Below are 20,638 nucleotides of genomic sequence, written 5' to 3' on the forward strand. Positions count from 1 at the left end.
CCTGGCGGTGTCGTGCCGTTCCCCGAGGCCATCTCTCACACTACGCCGACAGCCCGCCGACGGGGGAAGATCGGCGGGCTGTCGTCTGTGCCGGGAGTGGCTCTTCGCGGCTGTGGGCGTCGCTCAGTGGAAGCTGTGCTCCTCCGCGGGGAACGCGCCGCCCGCGACGTCGTCGGCGAACGCCTTCGCCGCGTCGCCGAGGGTCTGGCGCAGGTCGGCGTACTGCTTGGTGAAGCGCGGCACCTTGCCGCCCGTCAGACCGGCCATGTCGGTCCACACCAGGACCTGTGCGTCGGTGTCGGGGCCGGCGCCGATGCCGATGGTGGGGATGTGCAGGGAGCGGGTGACCTCGGCGGCGAGCTCGGCCGGGACCAGCTCGAGCACCACGGCGAACGCTCCCGCGTCCTGGGCGGCCTTCGCGTCACGGATCAGCCTGTGGGCGGCCTCGTCGCTGCGGCCCTGCACCCGGTAACCCATGGTGTTCACGGACTGGGGGGTGAGCCCCAGGTGCGACATGACCGGGATGCCGGACTGCACGATCAGCTCGGTCTGGGCCAGCGAACGCTCGCCGCCCTCCAGCTTGACCGCGCCGACGCCTGCCTCTTTGACCAGCCGGGTCGCGTTGCGAAGGGCCTGGACCGGCCCCTCCTGGTACGCGCCGAAGGGCAGGTCACCGACGACGAGGGCGCGCTTGGTGCCCCGTACGACGGCGGCGGACAGGAGGGTCATCTCGTCCATCGTCACGGGCACGGTGGTCTCGTAGCCGAGGTGGCAGTTGCCCATCGAGTCGCCCACGAGGACCACGGGGATCCCGGCCTCGTCGAAGACGGACGCCGTCATGGCGTCGTAAGCGGTGAGCATGGGCCACTTCTCGCCGCGCTCCTTGGCGGCGGCGATGTCATGCACGGTGATGCGGCGCGACTGCTTGCCGCCGTACAGCGCCTTGCTGCTGTCGGTGGCCTTCTGGGCAGGCTGAAGCGTCATGAGTATTCGGCTCCTTCGTCATCTCGTGGCGCCCTGACGGCGTCCCCGGATCGCCTCCCATGGTGGCACTTCATGCCACCCGGGGGAAAGAGGACCTCCTCACACGCCGTGTCGCCGCCCTCGGGACACGCCCGCCGCGGTGTGATCCCCGACGCACCGAGTGTGCCCGTTCTGTCACAGCCTCCGCGCCACGCCCGGCGGCAGGAACCCGGCGCGCGCTCACGTCGTCATCGAGGCAGAACAGCCGTCCCTGGACGGCGGAACGACCACCGGTCATCGCCTAGGGTCCTTAAGGACGGCGGCGAGGCCGAGCGTGACAGCAAGGCAGTGAGGACAGCTATGGCGCAGGCGTACACGGCGGACACGGGAAACGGCACGGCCCGGACGCGGCCCACCGGGTCCTTTGCCGACAGACTCCGGGGGGTGCCCGAGCGGTGGCGCGGCGACCGCGGCATCTGGCGGCGCGGCGTCGTCCTCGCCGTCTGTGCCGTGCTGGTCGCCCTGCTGATGATCCTGCACGCCCACATCCCCAACCGGATCGGCAACCTCGGCAGCCTGACGGAGACCTTCCTGCCGTGGCTCGGCGTGTTCGTCCCGCTGATCGCCGTCGCGGCGGTGCTGCGTCGCTCCGCCACCGCGCTGATCGCGGTGCTGCTGCCGCTGGTCGTGTGGCTCAACCTCTTCGGCGGACTGCTGGGCAAGTCCGCGGCCACCGGCGGCGATCTGACGATCGCCACGCACAACGTGAACGCGGACAACCCGGACCCCGTGGGCACCGCGGAGGACGTCGCCGCGTCCGGTGCCGACGTCCTCGCACTGCAGGAGCTGCCGACGGGGCAGGTGACCGCGTACGAGAAAGCCCTGTCCGCGACGTATCCGCACCACGCCGTCGAGGGCACCGTGGGGCTGTGGAGCAAGTACCCGCTGACCGACACCTCGCCCGTCGACATCCGGATGGGCTGGACCCGCGCGATGCGCGCCACGGTGGCGACGCCCGGCGGTGAGGTCGCGGTGTACGTCGCGCACATGCCGTCCGTCCGCGTGAAGCTCCACGCGGGCTTCACCGCCAACCAGCGGGACAACAGCGCCGACGCGCTGGGCGAGGCCATCGCCCGCGAGCGGCTGGACCGGGTCGTGCTGCTCGGTGACCTCAACGGCACGATGAACGACCGCTCGCTGAACGCCGTCACGTCCCAGATGCGCTCCACGCAGGGCGCGGCGGGCGACGGCTTCGGGTTCAGCTGGCCGGCGGCGTTCCCGATGGCGCGGATCGACCAGATCATGGTGCGCGGCGTGGAGCCGGTCTCGTCGTGGACGCTGCCGCGGACGAACAGCGACCATCTGCCGATCGCGGCCCGCGTGGACCTGTGACCTTGGTCCCACCGCGGCCCTTCCTGTGACCGCGCCCGGCCCGTGGGGCCGGGCGCGGCCGTCTGTCCGGGGGGCGGGGAGAACGCCGGCGCAACCCGCCGTTCACCGGGCGGAACAAAACGTCTGAGAGCATTTGTTCCGAGAACGAACTTACTCGGAAAGGCTCACCCTCCCATGCCCCTGGCGCTCCTCGCCCTCGCCGTGTCCGCCTTCGGCATCGGAACCACCGAATTCGTGATGATGGGCCTGCTGCCCAACGTCGCGGAGGACCTGGGCACCTCCGTGCCCACCGCCGGCCATCTCGTCTCCGCCTACGCCATCGGCGTCGTCATAGGCGCCCCGCTGCTCACCGGCCTCGGCTCCCGCGTCCCGCGCAAGCGGATGCTGCTGCTCCTGATGGCTCTGTTCACCGTCGGCAACCTGGCCTCCGCCCTCGCGCCCGGCTTCGGCACCCTGCTCGCGGGGCGCGTGCTCGCCGGACTGCCGCACGGCGCGTTCTTCGGAGTCGGTGCCGTCGTCGCGGCGCGCCTCGTACGGGAGCACCGGCAGGCGCGTGCCGTCGCCACCATGTTCCTCGGACTCACCGTGGCCAACATCGTCGGCGTCCCCGCCGCGACCGCGCTCGGCCAGCAGCTCGGCTGGCGCGCGACGTTCCTCGTCGTGACCGCCATCGGCCTCGTCGCCATGGCAGCCCTGGCCCGCCTCGTGCCGAGCATGCCCCTCGACGCCCACCAGGGCATCGGCCGCGAAGTGCGCGCGCTCGGCGACCGGCAGGTGCTGCTCGGTCTGCTGACCGCCGTCTTCGGCTTCGCCGGAGTGTTCGCCGTGTACTCCTACCTCGCCTCGATGACGACCGGGGCGATCGGCCTGGGGGAGTCGTCCGTCACCCTCGTCCTCGCCCTGTTCGGCATCGGCATGACGCTCGGCGCGCTCGCCGCCGGCCCCCTCACCGACCGCGCGCTGCGGCCGACGCTCTACGGCTCCCTGACCGCGCTCGCGCTGGTCCTGGCCGCCTTCCCGTTCACCGTCCACGTCCCGTGGCTCGCCCTGACGACCGTCGTCGTCCTCGGCGCGGTCGGCTTCCTGACCACCACTCCGCTGCAGATGCTGGTGATGCGCAAGGCCAAGGACGCCCCGACCCTCGCCTCCGCCTCGAACCACTCCGCCTTCAACCTCGCCAACGCCGGCGGCGCCTGGCTCGGCGGCGCGGCCATCGCGGCAGGCTGGGGCTGGACGTCCCCGGCGTTCGTCGGCGCGGTCCTCGCCGTCGTGGGTCTCGCGATCGCCGCCGTGGCCGGACTGCTCGACCGGGACCGCGACGGAAAGGGGGCCTCCCGCGTGATCGCGGGAAGCCCCCTCGCAGCGGAGCCGGTCAGCTCGTCGCCTCGCGCCAGCGGTTCGTGATCGGCAGCCGGCGGTCCTTGCCGAAGCCCTTCGCCGAGATCTTGGTGCCCGGCGGGTACTGGCGCCGCTTGTACTCCGCCATGTCCACCATCCGCAGCGTCTTCGTCACCAGCGCCTCGTCGAAGCCGGCCGCCACGATCGCGTCCTTGCCCTGGTCGCGGTCCACGTACAGCTCGAGGAGCCGGTCCAGCACGTCGTAGTCCGGCAGCGAGTCGGTGTCCACCTGCCCCGGGCGCAGCTCGGCGCTCGGCGGCTTGGTGATCGACGCCTCCGGGATCGGCGGGGTCTGGCCGCGCTCCGCCGCGGCCCGGTTGCGCCACTTGGCGAGCCGGAACACGGTCGTCTTGTAGACGTCCTTGATCGGCCCGTACGCGCCGACCGAGTCGCCGTAGAGCGTCGAATACCCCACCGCCAGCTCGGACTTGTTGCCCGGCGCGAGGACGATGTGGCCCTCCTGGTTGGAGATCGCCATCAGCATGGTGCCGCGCAGCCGCGACTGGAGGTTCTCCTCCGCGAGCCCGGTCAGACCCAGTGAACCCATGTAGGCGTCGAACATCGGCTCGATCGGTACGGTGCGGAAGTTCAGCCCCGTCCGCCGTGCCAGTTCGGCCGCGTCGCCCTTGGAGTGGTCCGAGCTGTACTTCGACGGCATGGAGACGCCGTACACGTTCTGTGCGCCGAGCGCGTCGCAGGCGATCGCGGCGACGAGGGCGGAGTCGATGCCTCCGGACAGGCCGATCAGGACGGACCTGAAACCGTTCTTGGCGGCGTACGCGCGCAGACCGACCACCAGCGCCGAGTACACCTCCTCGTCGTCGTCGAGCCGGTCGGCGTAACCGCCCGTCAGCTCGGCCTCGTACGCGGGCAGCGGCTCTTGCGACAGCACGACGCGGTCGATGCGCAGCCCGTCGTCCACCACGCCCTCGGGCGCGTCGGCGGCCGCGGCGGGCAGCTCGAGATCCAGTACGACACTGCCCTCGGCGAACTGCGGTGCCCGGGCGACGACGTCGCCGTCCGCGCCGACGACGATCGAGTCGCCGTCGAAGACCAGCTCGTCCTGCCCGCCGATCATCGCCAGGTACGCCGTCGTGCAGCCGGCCTCCTGGGCGCGCTTGCGCACCAACTCGAGGCGGGTGTCGTCCTTCTCGCGCTCGTACGGCGAGGCGTTGATCGAGATCAGCAGTCCGGCCTTCGCGCTGCGGGCGGCGGGCACCCGGCCGCCGTCCTGCCAGAGGTCCTCGCAGATCGCGAGCGCCACGTCGATGCCGTGGACGCGGATCACGGGCATGGTGTCGCCCGGCACGAAGTAGCGGAACTCGTCGAAGACGCCGTAGTTGGGAAGGTGGTGCTTGGCGAAGCTGAGCGCCACCTCACCGCGGTGCAGCACGGCGGCCGCGTTGCGCGGCGATCCGGCGGGCTGGCCGAACCGGGGCCGGCCCGTCTCCGAACGGTCCAGGTAACCGACGATCACCGGGAGTTCGCCGAACCCCTCGGAGTCCAGGCGGGCGGCGAGCGCGCGCAGCGTGGCACGGGAGGCTTCGACGAAGGACGACCGCAGCGCGAGGTCCTCGACGGGGTAGCCGGTCAGCACCATCTCGGGGAAGGCGACGAGATGCGCCCCCTGCTCGGCGGCGTGCCGGGTCCAGTGCACGATCGCCTCGGCGTTGCCGGCGAGGTCACCGACGGTCGAGTCGATCTGATTCAGAGCGAGGCGTAGTTGAGGCACGGGCTCAGTGTAATCGTCTTTCTGACGCGATGTCCTTCCGGGTGATGCGCGGCACATCGCCGGACGACCGGCAAAGGGGGCGGGCCGCGCCGGCCACGCCCCCGGCAGACCGTCAGGTCATGGAGCCCGCGCTCTTCAGGCGCTCCGTGCCGCTCTCCGCGTAGACGCGCTCCGCCCAGCCGGCGATCTGGTCCTCGCTCAGGTGCTGCGCCAGATCCGCCTCGCTGATCATCCCGACCAGCCGCTTGTTCTCGATCACCGGCAGCCGCCGGATCTGGTGGCCCTGCATCTCCCGCAGCACCGCCGACACGTCCGCGCCGGCGTCGATCCAGCGCGGGGTTCCCTTGGCCATCTCGCCCGCCGTGACCTCGGCCGGGTCACGGCCCATCGCGACGCAGCCGACGACGATGTCGCGGTCGGTGAGGATGCCGCACAGCCGCTCGTCGGCGTCGGCGATCGGCAGGGCGCCGACGTTCAGATCCCGCATCAGCTGCGCCGCCCGGTCGAGGGTCTCGTGCGAGGGGATCCACCGGGCCCCCGGGTGCATGATGTCCTTCGCAGTGGTCATGGGGTCGTGCCTCCTGGATGCCGTACCGGCCCCGAGCCACCCCATTCTCATGGCGCGGTACGGCGTACGCGACCGCAGCCGCCCGCACCTCGCGGCACCGGCTGCTCGCACCCCCGCGACCACCGGGAACGCGCGCGGCCCCGTCCCGGAGAGGTCCGGGACGGGGCCGTGGGCGAACGGCGGCGCCTGTCAGGTGCGCGGCTTCGCGCCGCGGCGGTGCAGCAGGTCGACCATCAGCTCGATCTCCGACGCCTGCGCGTCCACCATGCCCTGCGCCAGATCGCGCTCCACCTCGACCGTGCACTGCTCGACGCAGCCCTTGGCCATGGCGATCCCGCCGTTGTGGTGGATGATCATCAGCTGGAGGTAGAGGACCTCCGCCTCCTTGCCGCTGAGCCGCCCCAGCCGCTCGAGGTCCGCCCTGCTCGCCATGCCGGTCATCAGCGAACCGTCCTCGGCCCGGTGACCGCCGCCGTGAGCGCCGTGCCCGGAGCCCCCCGCGGCCATCCACTCCATCGGCTCGGCGTCCGCGTCCACCTTCGGCAGGCCCCACAGGTCCAGCCAGCCCAGCATCATGCCGCGCTGGTTGGCCTGGGTGTTGGCGATGTCGTACGCGAGCCTGCGCACTTCCTCGTCCTTCGTCCGGTCACGGACGATGAACGACATCTCCACCGCCTGCTGGTGGTGGACGGACATGTCACGGGCGAAACCGGCGTCCGCGGACGCCCCCGTCGGCGTACGGTCCGCGGCGACGGATCCGCCGCTCCCCGCGGAGGCCACCGTGGCCGCCCCCGCGAAGAGCAGCGCGAGGACCACCGCGGTGACGGCGGCCCAGTGCGTACGCGTCATGCCCCTCACTTGCCGCTCAGTCCGCCGGTGCAGGCCGCGCCCGGCTCGGGCGTCTGCGGGCCCTGCACGTACTTGGTGAAGAACTGGCTGACCCGCTTGTCGTCCGCCGAGTCGACGGTCACCTGCTTGCCCCAGGCGCTCAGCATGATCGCGCCCTGCTGGTCCTTGTACGGGCTCATCAGCGTGTACGGCGTCTTCTTGACCTTCTCGGCCAGCTTGTCCACGTCACCCTTGGCGGCCTTGTCGCTGTACGTCACCCACACCGCGCCGTGCTCCAGCGAGTGGACGGCGTTGACCTCGGGGATCGCCTCCTTGTAGACGTCGCCGTTGCAGTTCATCCACACCTGGCTGTGGTCGCCGCCGACCGGCGGCTTCATCTCGTAGGTGACGGCCGTCTCGACGTGGTTGCGGCCGAGCTTCTTCGCGTCCCAGGACTTCTCGTCCTTGACCGGGGCCTTCGCCTCGGCCACGCGCTGCTCCTTCTCCTCGGACTCCTTGTTGAGGACGAAGCCACCGAAGCCGACGAGGCCGGCGACGACCACGGCGCTGATGCCGATGGTGAGGATGCGGTTGCGGCGCTCACGCGACTGCTCGGCCCGGCGCATCTGCTCTATGCGGGCCCGGCGGTCGTTGGTGGTGTTACGGGAAGCCATGGTGGCGGTGTCCTTCGTGAAGTCTGCGGAATGGGGGGTTCAGCGATGCGTGCGAGGTCGTGCGGGCGGTGTCACGTCCGCAGCACCTGAAGGACGTGCAGGTCCGGGGCGCGCGCGAGCACGCCGGAACGGTCTCGGCCGCCGGCGTCGGCGGCGGGCCCGGGGTGGGGGAGCGCGGCGCCCGCCTCCAGCGGAGCGTCGAGCTGCGGAGGCGGCACGGTGAGCACCGCGGGGCTGAGCACCGGCAGCAGCCCGCAGCCGCCGTCGTCGTACGGGCAGCTGTACGCGGTCGCCGTGTGGGCCGCCGTCGGTGCTTCCGCCGCTGCCGTCGCCCCCGGTCCATGGGCCCGAGGAGAGGGCTTGCCGTGGTGCGTACCGGCCGGGCCGAGGCAGATGAAGAGCGCGCCGAGGAGCGTCGCCACGGCGCTCAGCAGAGCCGTGGGACGCGCGGTGCGCGAGAGGCGGTCGGTCCGCGAACCCCCCATGGCCGCAGATCGTAGTGGGCGGACGCCACCGGCACCGCAGACGGGCGGCAATTAACGGCCGCTTCGGCGACGGTGCGGGGCCCCGCCGCGATGCGACGGGGCCCCGCGAGGGCCGTGCCGTGTGCCCCGGACCTGTCGCGGCGCGTCAGACCCGGTCCGGCGCGCGCCCGGCCGGCGCGGGCCGCTCCGCGGCGGCCTCCGCCCGTGCCCCGGCCTTGAACAGCCGGCCCGGCCACCAGAACCAGCGGCCCAGGTCGAGGGCGAGCGCGGGCACCAGCACCGTACGGACCAGGAACGTGTCCAGCAGGACGCCGATGCCGACGAGGGTGCCCATCTGCGCCATCGTCACCAGCGGCAGCCCGGCGAACACCGCGAACGTCGCGGCGAGCACGACGCCCGCACTGGTGATGACCCCGCCGGTGGTCGTCAGGCCCTCCAGCACACCGCGTGCAAGGCCGAGCCGCTCCGACTCCTCCCTGACGCGGTGCATCAGGAAGATGTTGTAGTCGATGCCGAGGGCGACGAGGAAGACGAAGCCCATCAGCGGGAGCGACCAGTCGACACCGGCGAAGCCGAGGACGTGCTCGAACAGGAGGTTCGAGGCGCCGAGCGCCGCGAAGTACGACAGCACGACCGTCGCCAGCAGCAGCACCGGGGCGACGATCGCCCGCAGCAGCCACACCAGGACGAGCAGGACCACCAGCAGCACCACCGGGATCACGGTCCGCAGGTCGCGGTCGGCGGCCCGCTGGGTGTCCAGGGTCTGCGCGGTCGTGCCCCCCACCAGGGCGTCGGCCCCCTCCACGTCGTCGACGGCGGAGCGCAGCGCGTCGACGGTGTCCTTGGCCGCGTCGCTGTCCGGAGCGTCCTCCAGGACGACGGACAGCGTGGCCAGTTCGCCGTCGGGCGTGCGGTCACCCGCGTCGACCCGGGCGACGCCCGGCACCTTCGCGGCGGCCGCCTCGACCGCGCCGGCCTGGGCCGCGTTCGTGACGATCTTCGCGGGGTCGGAGGCCCCCGACGGGTAATGGGCCGAGATCCGCTCCTGGGCGACGACCGACTCGGGCTTGTCCTGGAACATCTCCGCCTGGGTGAGCCCCATGTTGATGCCGAACGCGCTGAGCGCCAGCACACCCGTGACGCCGACCGACATCAGCCACGACCAGCGCGGACGCCGGGAGACAGCCGCACCGATACGGGACCAGACGGTGACCGCCTTGCGTACGGGCGTGCCGTGACGCGGCACGAAGGGCCAGAACACCCAGCGGCCCGCGATCACCAGCAGCGCCGGAAGCACGGAGACCATCGCCAGGAAGCCGCAGACGACGCCGATCGCGCCGACCAGGCCCAGCGAGCGGGAGGAGTTGATGTCGGCCAGCGACAGGCAGGCCAGTCCGACGGCGACGGTGCCGGCGGAGGCGAGGATCGCCGGCCCTGAACGCCGCAGCGCGAGCCTCATCGCCGTGTGCCGGTCCTCTTGGCGGTGCAGCTCCTCCCGGTAGCGGGCGATCAGCAGCAGCGCGTAGTCGGTGCCCACGCCGAAGACGAGGACCATCAGGATGCCGGCGCTCTGCGGGTCGACGGGCAGCCCCGCGTACTCGGCCAGCAGATAGGTGCTGACCTGGGTCAGGACGGCGGCGAAGCCGACCGCCAGCAGCGGGAACAGCCACAGCACCGGGCTGCGGTAGGTGATCAGCAGCAGCACGGCCACCACCAGACCGGTGGCGATCATCAGGGTGGCGTCGAGCGTGTCGAAGACCGCGACCTGGTCCATCAGCGAGCCGGCCGGTCCGCCGACCGCGACGTCCAGGCCGGGCGGGGCGTTGGCGCCGGCGATGTCGCGGATCCCCTCGACCCGGTCACCGAGATCGTCCGACAGCGGTACGACCACCATCAGGGCCCTGCCGTCGTCGGACGGCAGCACGGGGGACAGGTGCCGTCCCTCGGCCACATGCGGGGCGAACGCCCGGCGGTCCGACTCGGCCGCGGCGCGGTCACCGGCGGCGAGCGGCCGGTCGGCGCTGTACACGACGACGACGGGCATCACCTCGTCGGTGCGGAACTTCTCCAGCTCCGTGTTGACCGCGGCCGACTCGGCCCCCCGCGGCAGGAAGGCGTTCGGTCCGGTGTCCTCGACCTCGCCGAGTTTTCCGGCGAGCGGGCCGAGGGCCACGACGACGACGATCCAGCCGAGCAGGACGAGCCATTTGGTGCGTCGGCCGCCGGGCGCCGAGGCCAGGCGCTTGAGCAGCGCTTTCATGAGTAGTCTCCTGGGTGTGGAGTGCGGGACGCACGGAGCCCGCGCCTCGGCGTGACGGGTTCGCAGACCTGCCGTGGCGTGGGGGAAGTGCCTGGGACTTGTGCTTCACGGGTACGGCCGGGAGTTGCAGCTCCTGGCCGTACCGCCTTCGCGATACGTGCTCGCGGGTCCTACTCGATCTCGCGCATCATCTTCTCCATCGAGGAGAGCGAGACGCGGGTCTGCGTCAGTTCGTCGAGCGTGCGCCGGTGCAGCTCGGTGCTGTCCTCCAGCAACTGCGCGTATTTCTCAGCGAGTTTGCGGTACTCGGTGTTCTGGGTCGCCAGCACGCGGGCCCGCCAGGTCGCGGCGACCTGCCAGACGATGACGATGCACAGCAGGAACACCCCGGCGGCACCGACCGCTCCCACGACGTCGCCGTTCATTTCGCGGTCTCCTTCATCGTGTTCTTCTCCGTGTCCTTGCTTTTGTCGTCCTTGTCCTCGGCGGTGAGCGTGCGCGCGGCTCTCGCGACGACCTCGGGGGTCAGCGTGCAGCAGAACGGCGTCAGCTCGAAGAACTTCATCGCCTTGCCTCCCTCGGACAGCTCGAGCTCGCCCCGGACCAGTCCCGCCGCCTCCAGCCGCTGCAGATGCATGTGCAGCAGGGGGCGTCCGATGGCCAGCTCACGGGCGAGCCGGCTCACGTAGTCGCGGCCGTCCGAGAGGGCGGCGACGATGCGTATCCGGTGCGGATTGCCCAGGGCGGTGAGGACTTTCAGCAGCGCGTCGCCCGTGAGTTCCGGTCCCTGTGCCGGGGCCGGGTTCTCGCTCATCGCGCCCCCTTCGCTCGTATGTGTCAGTTCACGCTGACACGTCCTCGCGATATGTGTCAAAGAAACCTGACACATGTCCGGGTGGAGTGAGGGGGGCCTCAGGGTCGTCTCGGGGTGGGCCCTGACCCACAATGGGCACAGCCGCGTGCGCAACCTCCCCGAAACCCGCGGATGGGATGCTCCAGGGAGCAGGCACGCGCCGTGACGGGCAAGGATGGGTGGAAATGGACAAGCAGCAGGAATTCGTGCTCCGCACGCTCGAGGAGCGCGACATCCGCTTCGTACGCCTGTGGTTCACCGATGTGCTCGGCTTCCTGAAGTCGGTCGCCGTGGCACCCGCCGAGCTGGAACAGGCCTTCGACGAGGGGATCGGCTTCGACGGATCCGCGATCGAGGGCTTCGCCCGGGTGTACGAGTCCGACATGATCGCGAAGCCGGATCCCGGGACCTTCCAGATCCTGCCCTGGCGTGCGGAGGCGCCGGGCACGGCCCGGATGTTCTGCGACATCCTGATGCCCGACGGCTCGCCGTCCTTCGCGGATCCCCGCTTCGTGCTCAAGCGGATCCTCGCCAAGACCTCGGACCTGGGCTTCACCTTCTACACCCACCCCGAGATCGAGTTCTTCCTGCTCAAGGACAAGCCCGTCGACGGCAGCCGTCCCACGCCCGCCGACAGCTCCGGCTACTTCGACCACACCCCGCAGAACGTGGGCATGGACTTCCGCCGTCAGGCGATCACCATGCTGGAGTCCATGGGCATCTCGGTGGAGTTCAGCCACCACGAGGGCGCGCCCGGCCAGCAGGAGATCGACCTGCGCTACGCGGACGCGCTGTCCACGGCGGACAACATCATGACGTTCCGCCTGGTCATGAAGCAGGTGGCGCTCGAGCAGGGTGTGCAGGCCACCTTCATGCCGAAGCCGTTCTCGGAGTACCCGGGCTCCGGCATGCACACCCACCTCTCGCTCTTCGAGGGCGACCGCAACGCCTTCTACGAGTCCGGCGCCGAGTACCAGCTCTCCAAGGTGGGCCGCTCCTTCATCGCCGGCCTGCTGCGGCACGCCGCGGAGATCTCGGCCGTCACCAACCAGTGGGTCAACTCCTACAAGCGGATCTGGGGCGGCTCCGCCCGCAGCGCCGGTGCGGGCGGCGAGGCCCCCTCGTACATCTGCTGGGGCCACAACAACCGCTCGGCCCTGATCCGCGTCCCGATGTACAAGCCGGGCAAGACCGGCTCCGCCCGCATCGAGGTCCGCTCCCTGGACTCCGGCGCGAACCCGTACCTCTCCTACGCCGTTCTGCTCGCCGCCGGCCTCAAGGGCATCGAGGAGGGCTACGAGCTCCCCGCGGGCGCTGACGACGACGTCTGGGCCCTCTCCGACGCCGAACGCCGCGCGATGGGCATCGCCCCGCTCCCGCAGAACCTGGGCGAGGCGATCGACCTGATGGAACGCAGCGAACTGGTGGCGGAGACGCTGGGCGAGCACGTCTTCGACTTCTTCCTGCGCAACAAGAAGCAGGAGTGGGAGGAGTACCGCTCCGAGGTCACCGCCTTCGAGCTGCGCAAGTCGCTGCCGGTGCTGTAACCGCAGGCGGAAGCGCATTTCGAGCCCTGCCGAACCTTCGGGCCGACGGTCGTGGACCGTCGGCCCGAAGGCGTTCGTGGCCGTCCCTGGGCCGGTGATCGGCCGGGCGCCTCCCGGTGCCGCCGACGAGGTCCCGAAGGCTCCTGGCGCGGTCGGAAACCGGGCCCGTAGCAAAGAGTCCTGTGTCCGTTTATGTCCCGTTTCCAGGGGGAGTTTCCTAGTTGTAAAATCCCATGCCTCGCCGGGGGTGAGCGGATGTCCACAGGAACCCTTCTCGCGATCATCATCCCGGTTGTCGTGGTGGTGGCCGCACTGGCCGCACTCGGCTGGTACACCGCGCGTCGGCGCCGTCTCCGGGAGCGGTTCGGCCCCGAGTACGAGCGGACCGTCGAGGACGCGGGCAGCCAGAGCGCCGCCGATCGCGAACTGAGTGCCCGGGAGAAGCGGCACGACGCCCTCGACATCAAACCGCTGTCTCCTTCCGCCCGTGACCGCTATGCCCACGACTGGCAGAAGGTCCAAGGTGAATTCGTGGATCACCCCGAGGACGCCGTCCAGGAGGCCGACCTCCTGGTGACCTCGCTCATGCGTGAACGCGGCTACCCCACCGACAACCTCACGCAGAAACTGCAGGATCTGTCCGTCGAGCACGGCAGGACCGTGGAGCACTACCGGGCCGCCCACGACGTCAACGAACGCAGCCGCCGGCACACGGCGAGCACCGAGCAACTGCGTGGCGCGATGGTGCACTACCGCGCCTTGTTCGACGAACTGCTGTCGGACGGCGGGCCACGCCACGCCCGCACCTGAGCGCCCGCATCCGACTCTTCGACCACAGGGACGGAGGAGAGATGGAACGCGAAGACACACCGGTCCCGCCGGAGAGCGGCCTGTCCACAGAAGACCTCGCCGCACCGCCGACGAGGGACATGGGCCGACCGCCCGAGGAGCAGCCCCCGGATTTCCCGGGCGAATCCTCTGCGGTGACACCGGAGGCCGACGCGGCGCCGACGGCGGCTTCGGCGGTCCCGGAGGAGCCGGAACCCGCGCCGGAAACACCGGACGCGTCCACACAGGAAGAAGCTCCGCAACTGCTGACTTCGGAGGATGAGGAAGGATTCCGCACACGCTGGCAAGAAATCCAGAACCGATTCGTCGACGACCCTCGTGAGGCCGTCCATGACGCCGACGGCCTGGTCGCGGATGTCATGCAGACCCTGGCCGCCACCTTCTCCCAGCACAAGCAGGACCTGGAGGGACAGTGGAGCCAAGGCGAGGAGGCCGACACGGAGAACCTGCGCATGGCCCTGCGGAAATACCGTTCGTTCTTCAACCGCCTGTTGTCGAGCTGAGCGGCCACGGCCCGGCTTCCTGCGACCACCACCCGTGCGGATGCGAAACGCGCCCGGTGCGGTGACCCTGGAGTCACGGGGGACCCTGCGTCGAGGAGGAAAACCCCATGTCCATGATGGACAAGCTCAAGAACATGCTCAAAGGTCATCCCGAACAGACGGACCGGGGCGTCGAGAAGACCGGCGACTACGTGGACGGCAGGACCCAGGGCAAGCACAGCCGCCACGTCGACACGGCCCAGGACAAGCTGAGGGACCAGTACGGATCCGGCGGTGCCGGTGGGACGGAACGCCCCGACGAACCGCCCCGGTGACCTCACCCGCGTGATCGTACCGGCCCGGGGCGGGGGGGGCGCGCCCCCCCGCCCCGGCCCCCCCCCCGCCCGCCCCCCCCGGGGGTGGGGGGCCACACATGCGCCGGGGGGGGGGGGGGGGGCCGGGCCCCCCCCCCCCCCCCCCCGGGGGCCCCCCCCGGGGGGTTGGGCCCGGGGGGGGGGGGGGGGGGCCCCCCCCCCCCGCCCGGGCCCGCCCCGCGTCTACGCCCCGACGGGCTTGCGGGCCAACAGATGCGCCTGGGGCGTCTTCTCGTCCGGCTCCGCCTCACGCACCATGGTCGCCCGCAGTTCGAAGCCCACCTCCCGCAACTGCTCCGTGACCAGATCCGGCCGCATCCGGCGGAAGTCGAGCGACACGCTGTGGCCGAAGGCCTCCGTGTAGCTCGAGATGTCCTCCCCGACCTGGAAGGCCAGCGCCAGGTGCCCGCCGGGAGCCAGGAGCCGGTGGAACTCCGCGAGCACGCCGGGAACCTCGGCGGCCGGTATGTGGATCAGCGAGTACCAGGCGACGATCCCGCGCAGCGACCCGTCCGCGAAGCCGCCGAGCTCCGTCATCGAGCCTTCGTCGAACCGCAGCCCGGGAAACGTGCGCCGGGCGAGCGCGACCATGGAGGGGGACAGGTCGACGCCCCTGACGTCCGTCCCGAGCCGGTCGAGATACGCCGTCACCCGCCCCGGCCCGGACCCGAACTCCACGACGGGGCCGCCCCCGTCCTTCGCCACGGTCTGGGCGAAGGCGGTCAGCATGGCCAGGGTGAGGGGCTTGCCCTCCGGCTCGCTCTTGAACGTCTCCGCGTAGTCGGCGGCGATCGCGTTGTAAGAGTCGCGGGTGTCCCGCAGGAACGAAGGTTCTTCGCGTGGCGTCCTCATGCGGCATCGACCCACGGCTCGGCGGCGGCCCGGTGCGCGATCCGGCCGACGGAGCCGGATTCCGACGTGAGGTGGCCGAACTCCGGGTCCAGGGCGGTGAGATCGGCGGGAGTCGCGTGATCGGTATCCATGACGGTCATCGATATCAGACGCGTCCGACAACGCCGCCGTCCGCTCAGCGCTCGGCGGCGTACGCCACGAAGGCGGCCCAGGGGGCCCGTGGCGGCGGGCCGGGGCCGGGGCCCCCGTCCGCCGCCAGGGGTGGTGTCAGCGCTGCGACAGCGGTGACGGGGCCTCCTGGACGCACCAGCTGTTGCCGTCCGGGTCCTTGAAGAACATGAACGAGTTCCACTCCTCGCCCGCGCCCTCCTCCCAGCCCGTCGCGCCGACGTGCTGGATCGACGTCACCGGCACCCCGCGCGACATCAGCTCGGAGTGGGCCTTCGCGATGTCCGTGACGCAGAGCTGGAGGCCGTGGAGCGTGCCGGGAGACATCGTGGGCTGGTCGGGATGCGCGGGCATGCCGCTCAGCAGGGCGATGGAGCAGCGCGACCCCGGCGGGGTCAGCTGGACGATCCGCATGCCGGGGGCGACCTCGGAGTCGAGGTCGACCTTGAAGCCGCAGGCTTCTGCGTAGAAGGTCTTCGAGCGGTCCAGGTCCGTGACCGGGACGGGGACGACTTCCAGGGTCATTTCCACGGGTGGTGGATTCCTTTCAACGGGCCACGTCGGTGTGAATCGCCAGCGGTCTGTCCGAACAAGGCGCCCTTCGCCAAGCCGAAGGCCATTCGTGGCGCACCCCCGGAATACCAGTGCTTCGCCCACCTCGTGCGCGAACACGCCGCCCCTGGCCCGGAACGCCCGGTCCGGGCCGTACCTTTCCACAGGGAGCGCCGCCCGCGCGCGCGATGCCGGGATCTCGGTCACCCGGACCGCCCCGCCCTCGGGCCGTGCCGGCGTCCCTGCTCATCGAACCGGCGTCGCCGATGCGGCCCGACCCCCGCCCCGGCGGACAGGCAGCGACGCGGGAACCGCGTGGTCCGCCGGGCCCCCCGCGCGCCCCTGCGGTTACGCTCGAGCGCACACGGCGGCACGGCAGGACGGAGACCGGGATGACGGTTCCGGGGCGCAGGAGCAGCACCTTCACCCGGCTGCTGAGGCACGGCTTCACCGACCCCTCCGCAGCCGCACGCCTCCTCGAGCTCCCCGACATGGCGTCGGTACGCAGCGATCCCGTTCTCCTCGACGCCCTCGGCGCCACCGCCGACCCCGATCTGGCCCTGCGCTCCCTCGTCCGCCTCGCCGAAGCGCACGAACCGGACGAACGGCGCCGGTTCCTCGACAACCTGATCACCGCGAAGCCGCTGCGTGACCGGCTGCTCGGCGTTCTCGGGGCGTCCGAGGCGCTCGGCGACCACCTCGCCCGCCACCCCCGCGACTGGCACGCACTCGCCACCTACGAGTCGGCCGATCTGCACCCGGGAGTCGCCGACTTCGAACGCGGACTCGCCGACGCCACCGACCCCGTGTCCCTGCGCGTCTCCTACCGCCGCTGCCTGCTGGCCATAGCCGCCCGCGACGTGTGCGGCACCACCGACGTGGCGGAGGCCGCCGCCGAACTCGCCGACCTCGCCACCGCCACCCTGCGCGCCGCCCTCGGAATCGCCCGCGCCGCCGCGCCCGACGACGCGGCGGCCTGCCGGCTCGCCGTCATCGCCATGGGCAAGTGCGGCGGCCACGAACTCAACTACGTCTCCGACGTCGACGTCATCTTCGTCGCCGAGCCCACCAACGGCACGGAGGAGGCCAAGGCGCTCCAGGCCGCGACCCGGCTGGCCTCCCACCTCATGCGGATCTGCTCGGAGACCACCGTCGAAGGCACCATCTGGCCCGTCGACGCCAACCTGCGGCCCGAGGGACGCAACGGCCCCCTCGTCCGCACCCTCTCCAGCCACGTCGCCTACTACCAGCGCTGGGCCAAGACCTGGGAGTTCCAGGCGCTCCTGAAGGCCCGGCCGGTCGCCGGTGACCTCGCGCTGGGCGAGGCGTACACGGAGGCGGTCGCCCCGCTGGTCTGGCAGGCGGCCGAACGCGAGAACTTCGTCGCGGACGTCCAGAAGATGCGCCGCCGCGTCGTCGACAACATCCCCGCCGCCGAGATCGAGCGCGAGCTGAAACTCGGCCCCGGCGGCCTGCGCGACGTCGAATTCGCCGTACAGCTCCTGCAACTCGTCCACGGCCGCAGCGACGCCACCCTGCACAGCGGCACCACGCTCGAAGCCCTCCAGGCCCTCGCCGCCGGCGGGTACGTCGGCCGGGCCGACGCCGCCCAGCTCGACGAGGCGTACCGCTTCCTGCGCGCCATGGAACACCGCATCCAGCTCCACAAGCTGCGGCGCACCCACCTCGTGCCCGAGCAGGAGGCCGACCTGCGGCGCCTCGCCCGCTCCCTCGGCCTGCGCACCGATCCCGTCACCACCCTCAACCGCGAGTGGAAACGCCACGCCTCCGTCGTACGCCGGCTGCACGAGAAGATCTTCTACCGGCCGCTGCTCGACGCCGTCGCCCAGCTCACCCCCGGCGAGACCCGCCTCAGCCCCAAGGCCGCCGGCCAGCGCCTCGAAGCCCTCGGATACGCCGACCCCGCCGCCGCGATGCGCCACCTCGAGGCCCTCGCCTCCGGAGTGAGCCGCAAGGCCGCCATCCAGCGCACCCTGCTGCCCGTACTGCTCGGCTGGTTCGCCGACTCAGCCGACCCCGACGCCGGACTGCTCGGCTTCCGCAAGGTCTCCGACGCGCTCGGCAAGACCCCCTGGTACCTGCGGCTGCTGCGCGACGAGGGCGCCGCAGCGGAAAACCTCGCCCGCGTCCTGTCCGCCGGCCGCCTCGCGCCCGACCTGCTGCTGCGCGCACCGGAGGCCGTCGCCATCCTCGGCGACCCCGAAGGCCTGCGGCCACGCGGCCGCGACCACCTCGAACAGGAGGTCCTCGCCGCCGTCGGCCGCGCCGACACCGCGGAGGCGGCGGTCGCCGCGGCCCGAGGGGTGCGCCGCCGTGAACTGTTCCGTACCGCCGCCGCCGACATCATCGGCTCCTACGGCACCGAGGAGAACCCCGCGGAGACCGACGCCGGCACGCTCGTCGACCAGGTCGGCGACGCGATCACCGAACTGACCGCCGCCACCGTCGCGGGCGCGCTGCGCGCCGCCGTACGCGACACCTGGGGCGACACCCTGCCCACCCGCTTCGCCGTCGTCGGAGTGGGCCGCTTCGGCGGCCACGAGCTCGGCTACGGCTCCGACGCGGACGTGCTCTTCGTCCACCAGCCCCGCGACGGCGTCGACGAACAGGAAGCCGCACGGGCGGCGGGCGGAGTCGTCTCCGAGATGCGGCGGTTGCTGCAACTGCCGACCGCGGACCCGCCGCTGCTGATCGACGCCGACCTGCGGCCCGAGGGCAAGAGCGGGCCCCTCGTGCGCACGCTCGGCTCCTACGGGGCCTACTACCGCCGCTGGTCCCTCGTCTGGGAGAGCCAGGCCCTGCTGCGGGCCCGGCCCATGGCCGGCGACCCCGAGCTCGCCGAGGCGTTCATCGAACTCGTCGACCCGCTGCGCTACCCCCGCGAAGGCCTCGACGACGAAGCGGTGCGCGAGATCCGCCGGCTCAAGGCGCGGATGGAGTCCGAGCGCCTGCCGAGGGGCGCCGATCCGACCCTGCACACCAAGCTGGGCAGGGGCGGGCTGAGCGACGTCGAATGGACGGTCCAGCTGCTGCAGATGCGGCACGGCTGGGAGGTGCAGGGCCTGCGCACCACCCGCACCCGCGAGGCCCTGCGGGCGGCCCACGCCGCCGGCCTCCTCTCCGCGGAGGACGCCCGCACCCTGGACGAGGCCTGGGTGCTCGCGACCCGCGTCCGCAACGGCGTCATGCTCGTCCGCGGCCGCGCGGGCGACACGTTCCCGTCCGACGCGCGCGAGCTGGCGGCGGTGGGGCGGTACCTGGGGTACGGACCGGGGCACGTGGGAGACATGCTGGACGACTACCGGCGGGTGACGCGGAGGGCGCGGGGCGTGATGGAGGCGGCCTTCTACGACGCGTAGCCCTGGGGCGGGCGGCGGGAACGTGGCGGGCGGCGGGAAGCGCGGCCGCTGCGCGGGGCGTTTCCCCTACCCGCCCCTTCCCGAAACCGGGGGCTCCTCCCCCCTACGCCTGACGGCCTGGGGGGACCCCACCGGGCCCCCGCGCCTCAAACTCCCCCTACGGCCTGGCGGCCGTGGGAGGTGCTCCCAGCGGGGCTGATTCCGCGCAGCGAAATCCAGCCCGCACGGCGTGTGAGGGCACCGCGCGGAGCGCGGTACGGGTCCGGGGCTTGCCCCGGTTCGGGAAATGCGGGTCCACGACGGCCGCCAGGCTGTAGGGGAGGGCAGGGGGCGAGCCCGCCGCAGGCGATGCGCGCGCCCCGCAGGGTCAGGTGCGGGCCGCAGGGAGGAAGCGGCGGACGCCGCCCGTCCCCGGGTCGCGGGGCAGTTCGACCACCAGCTGCGGAAGCTGATGCGGCAGCGCCCGGTACCACGCGTACGACACCGCGAAGCCGAACATCAGGCACAGCACGCCGCCCACCGCGTCCAGCCAGAAGTGGTTCGCCGTGGCGACGATGACGACCAGCGTCAGGGTCGGGTAGAGCACGCCGAGGATCTTCGCCCACGGCGCCGTCGCCAGCGCGAAGATGATGACGCCGGACCACACCGACCAGCCGATGTGCATGGACGGCATCGCCGCGTACTGGTTCGACATGTTCTTGAGGTTGCCGGAGGCCATCGAGCCCCAGGTGTCGTGGACCAGGACGGTGTCGATGAAGTTCTGGCCGTTCATCAACCGGGGCGGTGCGAGCGGGTACAGGTAGTAACCGACCAAAGCCACACCTGTGGTGGCGAAAAGGACGAGCCGTGCGGCAGCGTAGCGGCCCGGATGCACACGGTAGAGCCAGACGAGCACACCGATGGTGACGACGAAGTGCAGGGTGGCGTAGTAGTAATTCATCGACACGATGAGCCATGTCACCGAGTTCACCGCATGGTTGACGGACTCCTCGACCGCTATGCCCAGGGTCTGTTCCAGCTGCCAGATCCAGTCCGCGTTACGCATGGCCTGGCTCTTCTGCTCGGGCACGGCGTTGCGGATGAGTGAGTACGTCCAGTAACTCACCGCGATCAGCATGACTTCGAACCAGATGCTGGGGCGTGCGGGCGTCCGGGGCGGCCGCGGCCGGGAACGGGCAGGCGACTCGGCGGCCTCGTCCTCCACGAGGGGTGACGGGGTCGCCGCCCGGCCTTCCAGAGTCTTCACGGTCGCTTCACCCATGAGAGAGGAGTCTGCCAGAT

20 protein-coding genes are annotated in these 20,638 nt (G+C 71.5%); 7 read left to right on the forward strand and 13 right to left on the reverse strand.

The annotated features are described in order from the left end of the window. Positions 1 to 123: 123 nt before the first annotated feature. Entirely contained in the window at positions 124 to 984 is an 861-nt protein-coding gene (gene panB, locus ACIPJI_RS04215; RefSeq protein ID WP_307706034.1) for a 3-methyl-2-oxobutanoate hydroxymethyltransferase, read from the reverse strand. A 339-nt stretch (positions 985 to 1,323) separates the two neighbouring features. Here panB and ACIPJI_RS04220 point away from each other — a divergent pair, with 339 nt between their 5' ends. Both ACIPJI_RS04220 and ACIPJI_RS04225 read left to right on the forward strand, forming a co-directional pair. After that, positions 1,324 to 2,355 (forward strand): endonuclease/exonuclease/phosphatase family protein, encoded by a 1,032-nt coding sequence (locus ACIPJI_RS04220; protein ID WP_307706033.1) that lies wholly within the window; start codon positions 1,324 to 1,326, stop codon positions 2,353 to 2,355. Between the two features lie 174 nt (positions 2,356 to 2,529). Next, positions 2,530 to 3,759 (forward strand): MFS transporter, encoded by a 1,230-nt coding sequence (locus ACIPJI_RS04225; protein ID WP_356619186.1) that lies wholly within the window; start codon positions 2,530 to 2,532, stop codon positions 3,757 to 3,759. Here the strand turns inward: ACIPJI_RS04225 and ACIPJI_RS04230 are convergent. The 8 genes from ACIPJI_RS04230 to ACIPJI_RS04265 all read right to left on the reverse strand — a co-directional run bounded on the left by ACIPJI_RS04230 (position 3,728) and on the right by ACIPJI_RS04265 (position 11,114). After that, positions 3,728 to 5,485: an NAD+ synthase gene (locus ACIPJI_RS04230; RefSeq protein ID WP_402244387.1), complete on the reverse strand. Its 1,758-nt coding sequence runs from the start codon at positions 5,483 to 5,485 to the stop codon at positions 3,728 to 3,730. The genes ACIPJI_RS04225 and ACIPJI_RS04230 overlap by 32 nt on opposite strands. 112 nt (positions 5,486 to 5,597) lie before the next feature. After that, positions 5,598 to 6,053 carry a CBS domain-containing protein gene (locus ACIPJI_RS04235; RefSeq protein ID WP_356619190.1) on the reverse strand — a complete coding sequence of 152 codons (456 nt, stop codon included), beginning with the start codon at positions 6,051 to 6,053 and terminating at the stop codon, positions 5,598 to 5,600. Positions 6,054 to 6,242: 189 nt separating this feature from the next. Further along, a complete protein-coding gene (locus tag ACIPJI_RS04240) occupies positions 6,243 to 6,902 on the reverse strand; it encodes a DUF305 domain-containing protein (protein WP_402244389.1) in 660 nt (219 codons plus the stop codon). 5 nt (positions 6,903 to 6,907) lie between these two features. Continuing rightward, positions 6,908 to 7,555, reverse strand: a complete 648-nt coding sequence (locus tag ACIPJI_RS04245; protein ID WP_307706028.1) for a DUF3105 domain-containing protein — start codon at positions 7,553 to 7,555, stop codon at positions 6,908 to 6,910. Positions 7,556 to 7,626: 71 nt separating this feature from the next. Then, the gene (locus ACIPJI_RS04250) at positions 7,627 to 8,040 is read right to left on the reverse strand and encodes a hypothetical protein (RefSeq protein ID WP_402244391.1); all 414 of its coding nucleotides are present in this window, start codon (positions 8,038 to 8,040) and stop codon (positions 7,627 to 7,629) included. A gap of 145 nt (positions 8,041 to 8,185) precedes the next feature. After that, complete coding sequence (locus tag ACIPJI_RS04255) at positions 8,186 to 10,300, reverse strand: MMPL family transporter (protein WP_402244393.1); 2,115 nt, start codon at positions 10,298 to 10,300, stop codon at positions 8,186 to 8,188. A 170-nt stretch (positions 10,301 to 10,470) separates the two neighbouring features. Then, complete coding sequence (locus ACIPJI_RS04260; protein ID WP_307706025.1) at positions 10,471 to 10,725, reverse strand: hypothetical protein; 255 nt, start codon at positions 10,723 to 10,725, stop codon at positions 10,471 to 10,473. Next, entirely contained in the window at positions 10,722 to 11,114 is a 393-nt protein-coding gene (locus ACIPJI_RS04265; RefSeq protein WP_402244395.1) for an ArsR/SmtB family transcription factor, read from the reverse strand. The genes ACIPJI_RS04260 and ACIPJI_RS04265 overlap by 4 nt, the downstream gene beginning before the upstream one ends. Positions 11,115 to 11,338: 224 nt before the next feature. On the opposite strand from ACIPJI_RS04265, the gene ACIPJI_RS04270 reads away from it, so the two are divergent. From ACIPJI_RS04270 to ACIPJI_RS04285, 4 genes are all read left to right on the forward strand, one after another. Next, a complete protein-coding gene (locus ACIPJI_RS04270) occupies positions 11,339 to 12,700 on the forward strand; it encodes a glutamine synthetase family protein (protein WP_159692659.1) in 1,362 nt (453 codons plus the stop codon). Positions 12,701 to 12,955: 255 nt separating this feature from the next. Further along, positions 12,956 to 13,510: a hypothetical protein gene (locus ACIPJI_RS04275; RefSeq protein WP_402244397.1), complete on the forward strand. Its 555-nt coding sequence runs from the start codon at positions 12,956 to 12,958 to the stop codon at positions 13,508 to 13,510. 119 nt (positions 13,511 to 13,629) lie between these two features. Beyond that, a complete protein-coding gene (locus ACIPJI_RS04280; protein WP_402244399.1) occupies positions 13,630 to 14,052 on the forward strand; it encodes a hypothetical protein in 423 nt (140 codons plus the stop codon). Between the two features lie 107 nt (positions 14,053 to 14,159). Continuing rightward, positions 14,160 to 14,366: an antitoxin gene (locus ACIPJI_RS04285; RefSeq protein WP_307706019.1), complete on the forward strand. Its 207-nt coding sequence runs from the start codon at positions 14,160 to 14,162 to the stop codon at positions 14,364 to 14,366. A gap of 222 nt (positions 14,367 to 14,588) precedes the next feature. On the opposite strand, the gene ACIPJI_RS04290 is transcribed toward ACIPJI_RS04285, so the two are convergent. The 3 genes from ACIPJI_RS04290 to ACIPJI_RS04300 all read right to left on the reverse strand — a co-directional run bounded on the left by ACIPJI_RS04290 (position 14,589) and on the right by ACIPJI_RS04300 (position 15,956). Beyond that, complete coding sequence (locus ACIPJI_RS04290) at positions 14,589 to 15,257, reverse strand: methyltransferase domain-containing protein (RefSeq protein WP_356619205.1); 669 nt, start codon at positions 15,255 to 15,257, stop codon at positions 14,589 to 14,591. Further along, a complete protein-coding gene (locus ACIPJI_RS04295) occupies positions 15,254 to 15,388 on the reverse strand; it encodes a hypothetical protein (RefSeq protein WP_402244401.1) in 135 nt (44 codons plus the stop codon). The genes ACIPJI_RS04290 and ACIPJI_RS04295 overlap by 4 nt, the downstream gene beginning before the upstream one ends. Before the next feature lie 136 nt (positions 15,389 to 15,524). Next, positions 15,525 to 15,956 carry a VOC family protein gene (locus tag ACIPJI_RS04300; protein ID WP_307706016.1) on the reverse strand — a complete coding sequence of 144 codons (432 nt, stop codon included), beginning with the start codon at positions 15,954 to 15,956 and terminating at the stop codon, positions 15,525 to 15,527. Positions 15,957 to 16,369: 413 nt separating this feature from the next. On the opposite strand from ACIPJI_RS04300, the gene ACIPJI_RS04305 reads away from it, so the two are divergent. Beyond that, entirely contained in the window at positions 16,370 to 19,357 is a 2,988-nt protein-coding gene (locus tag ACIPJI_RS04305) for a bifunctional [glutamine synthetase] adenylyltransferase/[glutamine synthetase]-adenylyl-L-tyrosine phosphorylase (protein WP_402244403.1), read from the forward strand. Positions 19,358 to 19,724: 367 nt separating this feature from the next. On the opposite strand, the gene ACIPJI_RS04310 is transcribed toward ACIPJI_RS04305, so the two are convergent. Continuing rightward, positions 19,725 to 20,618: a phosphatase PAP2 family protein gene (locus ACIPJI_RS04310; protein ID WP_356619211.1), complete on the reverse strand. Its 894-nt coding sequence runs from the start codon at positions 20,616 to 20,618 to the stop codon at positions 19,725 to 19,727. Positions 20,619 to 20,638: the final 20 nt, after the last annotated feature.

Source organism: Streptomyces sp. NPDC086835 (assembly GCF_044745705.1).
Classification (GTDB): Bacteria; Actinomycetota; Actinomycetes; order Streptomycetales; family Streptomycetaceae; genus Streptomyces.

Excerpts from the sequence above, each read along its gene's own strand:
- panB (WP_307706034.1), bottom strand. The coding sequence starts at position 984 with ATGACGCTTCAGCCTGCCCAGAAGGCCACCGACAGCAGCAAGGCGCTG.
- ACIPJI_RS04220 (WP_307706033.1), top strand. The coding sequence starts at position 1,324 with ATGGCGCAGGCGTACACGGCGGACACGGGAAACGGCACGGCCCGGACG.
- ACIPJI_RS04225 (WP_356619186.1), top strand. The coding sequence starts at position 2,530 with ATGCCCCTGGCGCTCCTCGCCCTCGCCGTGTCCGCCTTCGGCATCGGA.
- ACIPJI_RS04235 (WP_356619190.1), bottom strand. The coding sequence starts at position 6,053 with ATGACCACTGCGAAGGACATCATGCACCCGGGGGCCCGGTGGATCCCC.
- ACIPJI_RS04240 (WP_402244389.1), bottom strand. The coding sequence starts at position 6,902 with ATGACGCGTACGCACTGGGCCGCCGTCACCGCGGTGGTCCTCGCGCTG.
- ACIPJI_RS04245 (WP_307706028.1), bottom strand. The coding sequence starts at position 7,555 with ATGGCTTCCCGTAACACCACCAACGACCGCCGGGCCCGCATAGAGCAG.
- ACIPJI_RS04250 (WP_402244391.1), bottom strand. The coding sequence starts at position 8,040 with ATGGGGGGTTCGCGGACCGACCGCCTCTCGCGCACCGCGCGTCCCACG.
- ACIPJI_RS04255 (WP_402244393.1), bottom strand. The coding sequence starts at position 10,300 with ATGAAAGCGCTGCTCAAGCGCCTGGCCTCGGCGCCCGGCGGCCGACGC.
- ACIPJI_RS04260 (WP_307706025.1), bottom strand. The coding sequence starts at position 10,725 with ATGAACGGCGACGTCGTGGGAGCGGTCGGTGCCGCCGGGGTGTTCCTG.
- ACIPJI_RS04265 (WP_402244395.1), bottom strand. The coding sequence starts at position 11,114 with ATGAGCGAGAACCCGGCCCCGGCACAGGGACCGGAACTCACGGGCGAC.
- ACIPJI_RS04270 (WP_159692659.1), top strand. The coding sequence starts at position 11,339 with ATGGACAAGCAGCAGGAATTCGTGCTCCGCACGCTCGAGGAGCGCGAC.
- ACIPJI_RS04275 (WP_402244397.1), top strand. The coding sequence starts at position 12,956 with ATGTCCACAGGAACCCTTCTCGCGATCATCATCCCGGTTGTCGTGGTG.
- ACIPJI_RS04280 (WP_402244399.1), top strand. The coding sequence starts at position 13,630 with ATGGGCCGACCGCCCGAGGAGCAGCCCCCGGATTTCCCGGGCGAATCC.
- ACIPJI_RS04285 (WP_307706019.1), top strand. The coding sequence starts at position 14,160 with ATGTCCATGATGGACAAGCTCAAGAACATGCTCAAAGGTCATCCCGAA.
- ACIPJI_RS04290 (WP_356619205.1), bottom strand. The coding sequence starts at position 15,257 with ATGAGGACGCCACGCGAAGAACCTTCGTTCCTGCGGGACACCCGCGAC.
- ACIPJI_RS04295 (WP_402244401.1), bottom strand. The coding sequence starts at position 15,388 with ATGGATACCGATCACGCGACTCCCGCCGATCTCACCGCCCTGGACCCG.
- ACIPJI_RS04305 (WP_402244403.1), top strand. The coding sequence starts at position 16,370 with ATGACGGTTCCGGGGCGCAGGAGCAGCACCTTCACCCGGCTGCTGAGG.
- ACIPJI_RS04310 (WP_356619211.1), bottom strand. The coding sequence starts at position 20,618 with ATGGGTGAAGCGACCGTGAAGACTCTGGAAGGCCGGGCGGCGACCCCG.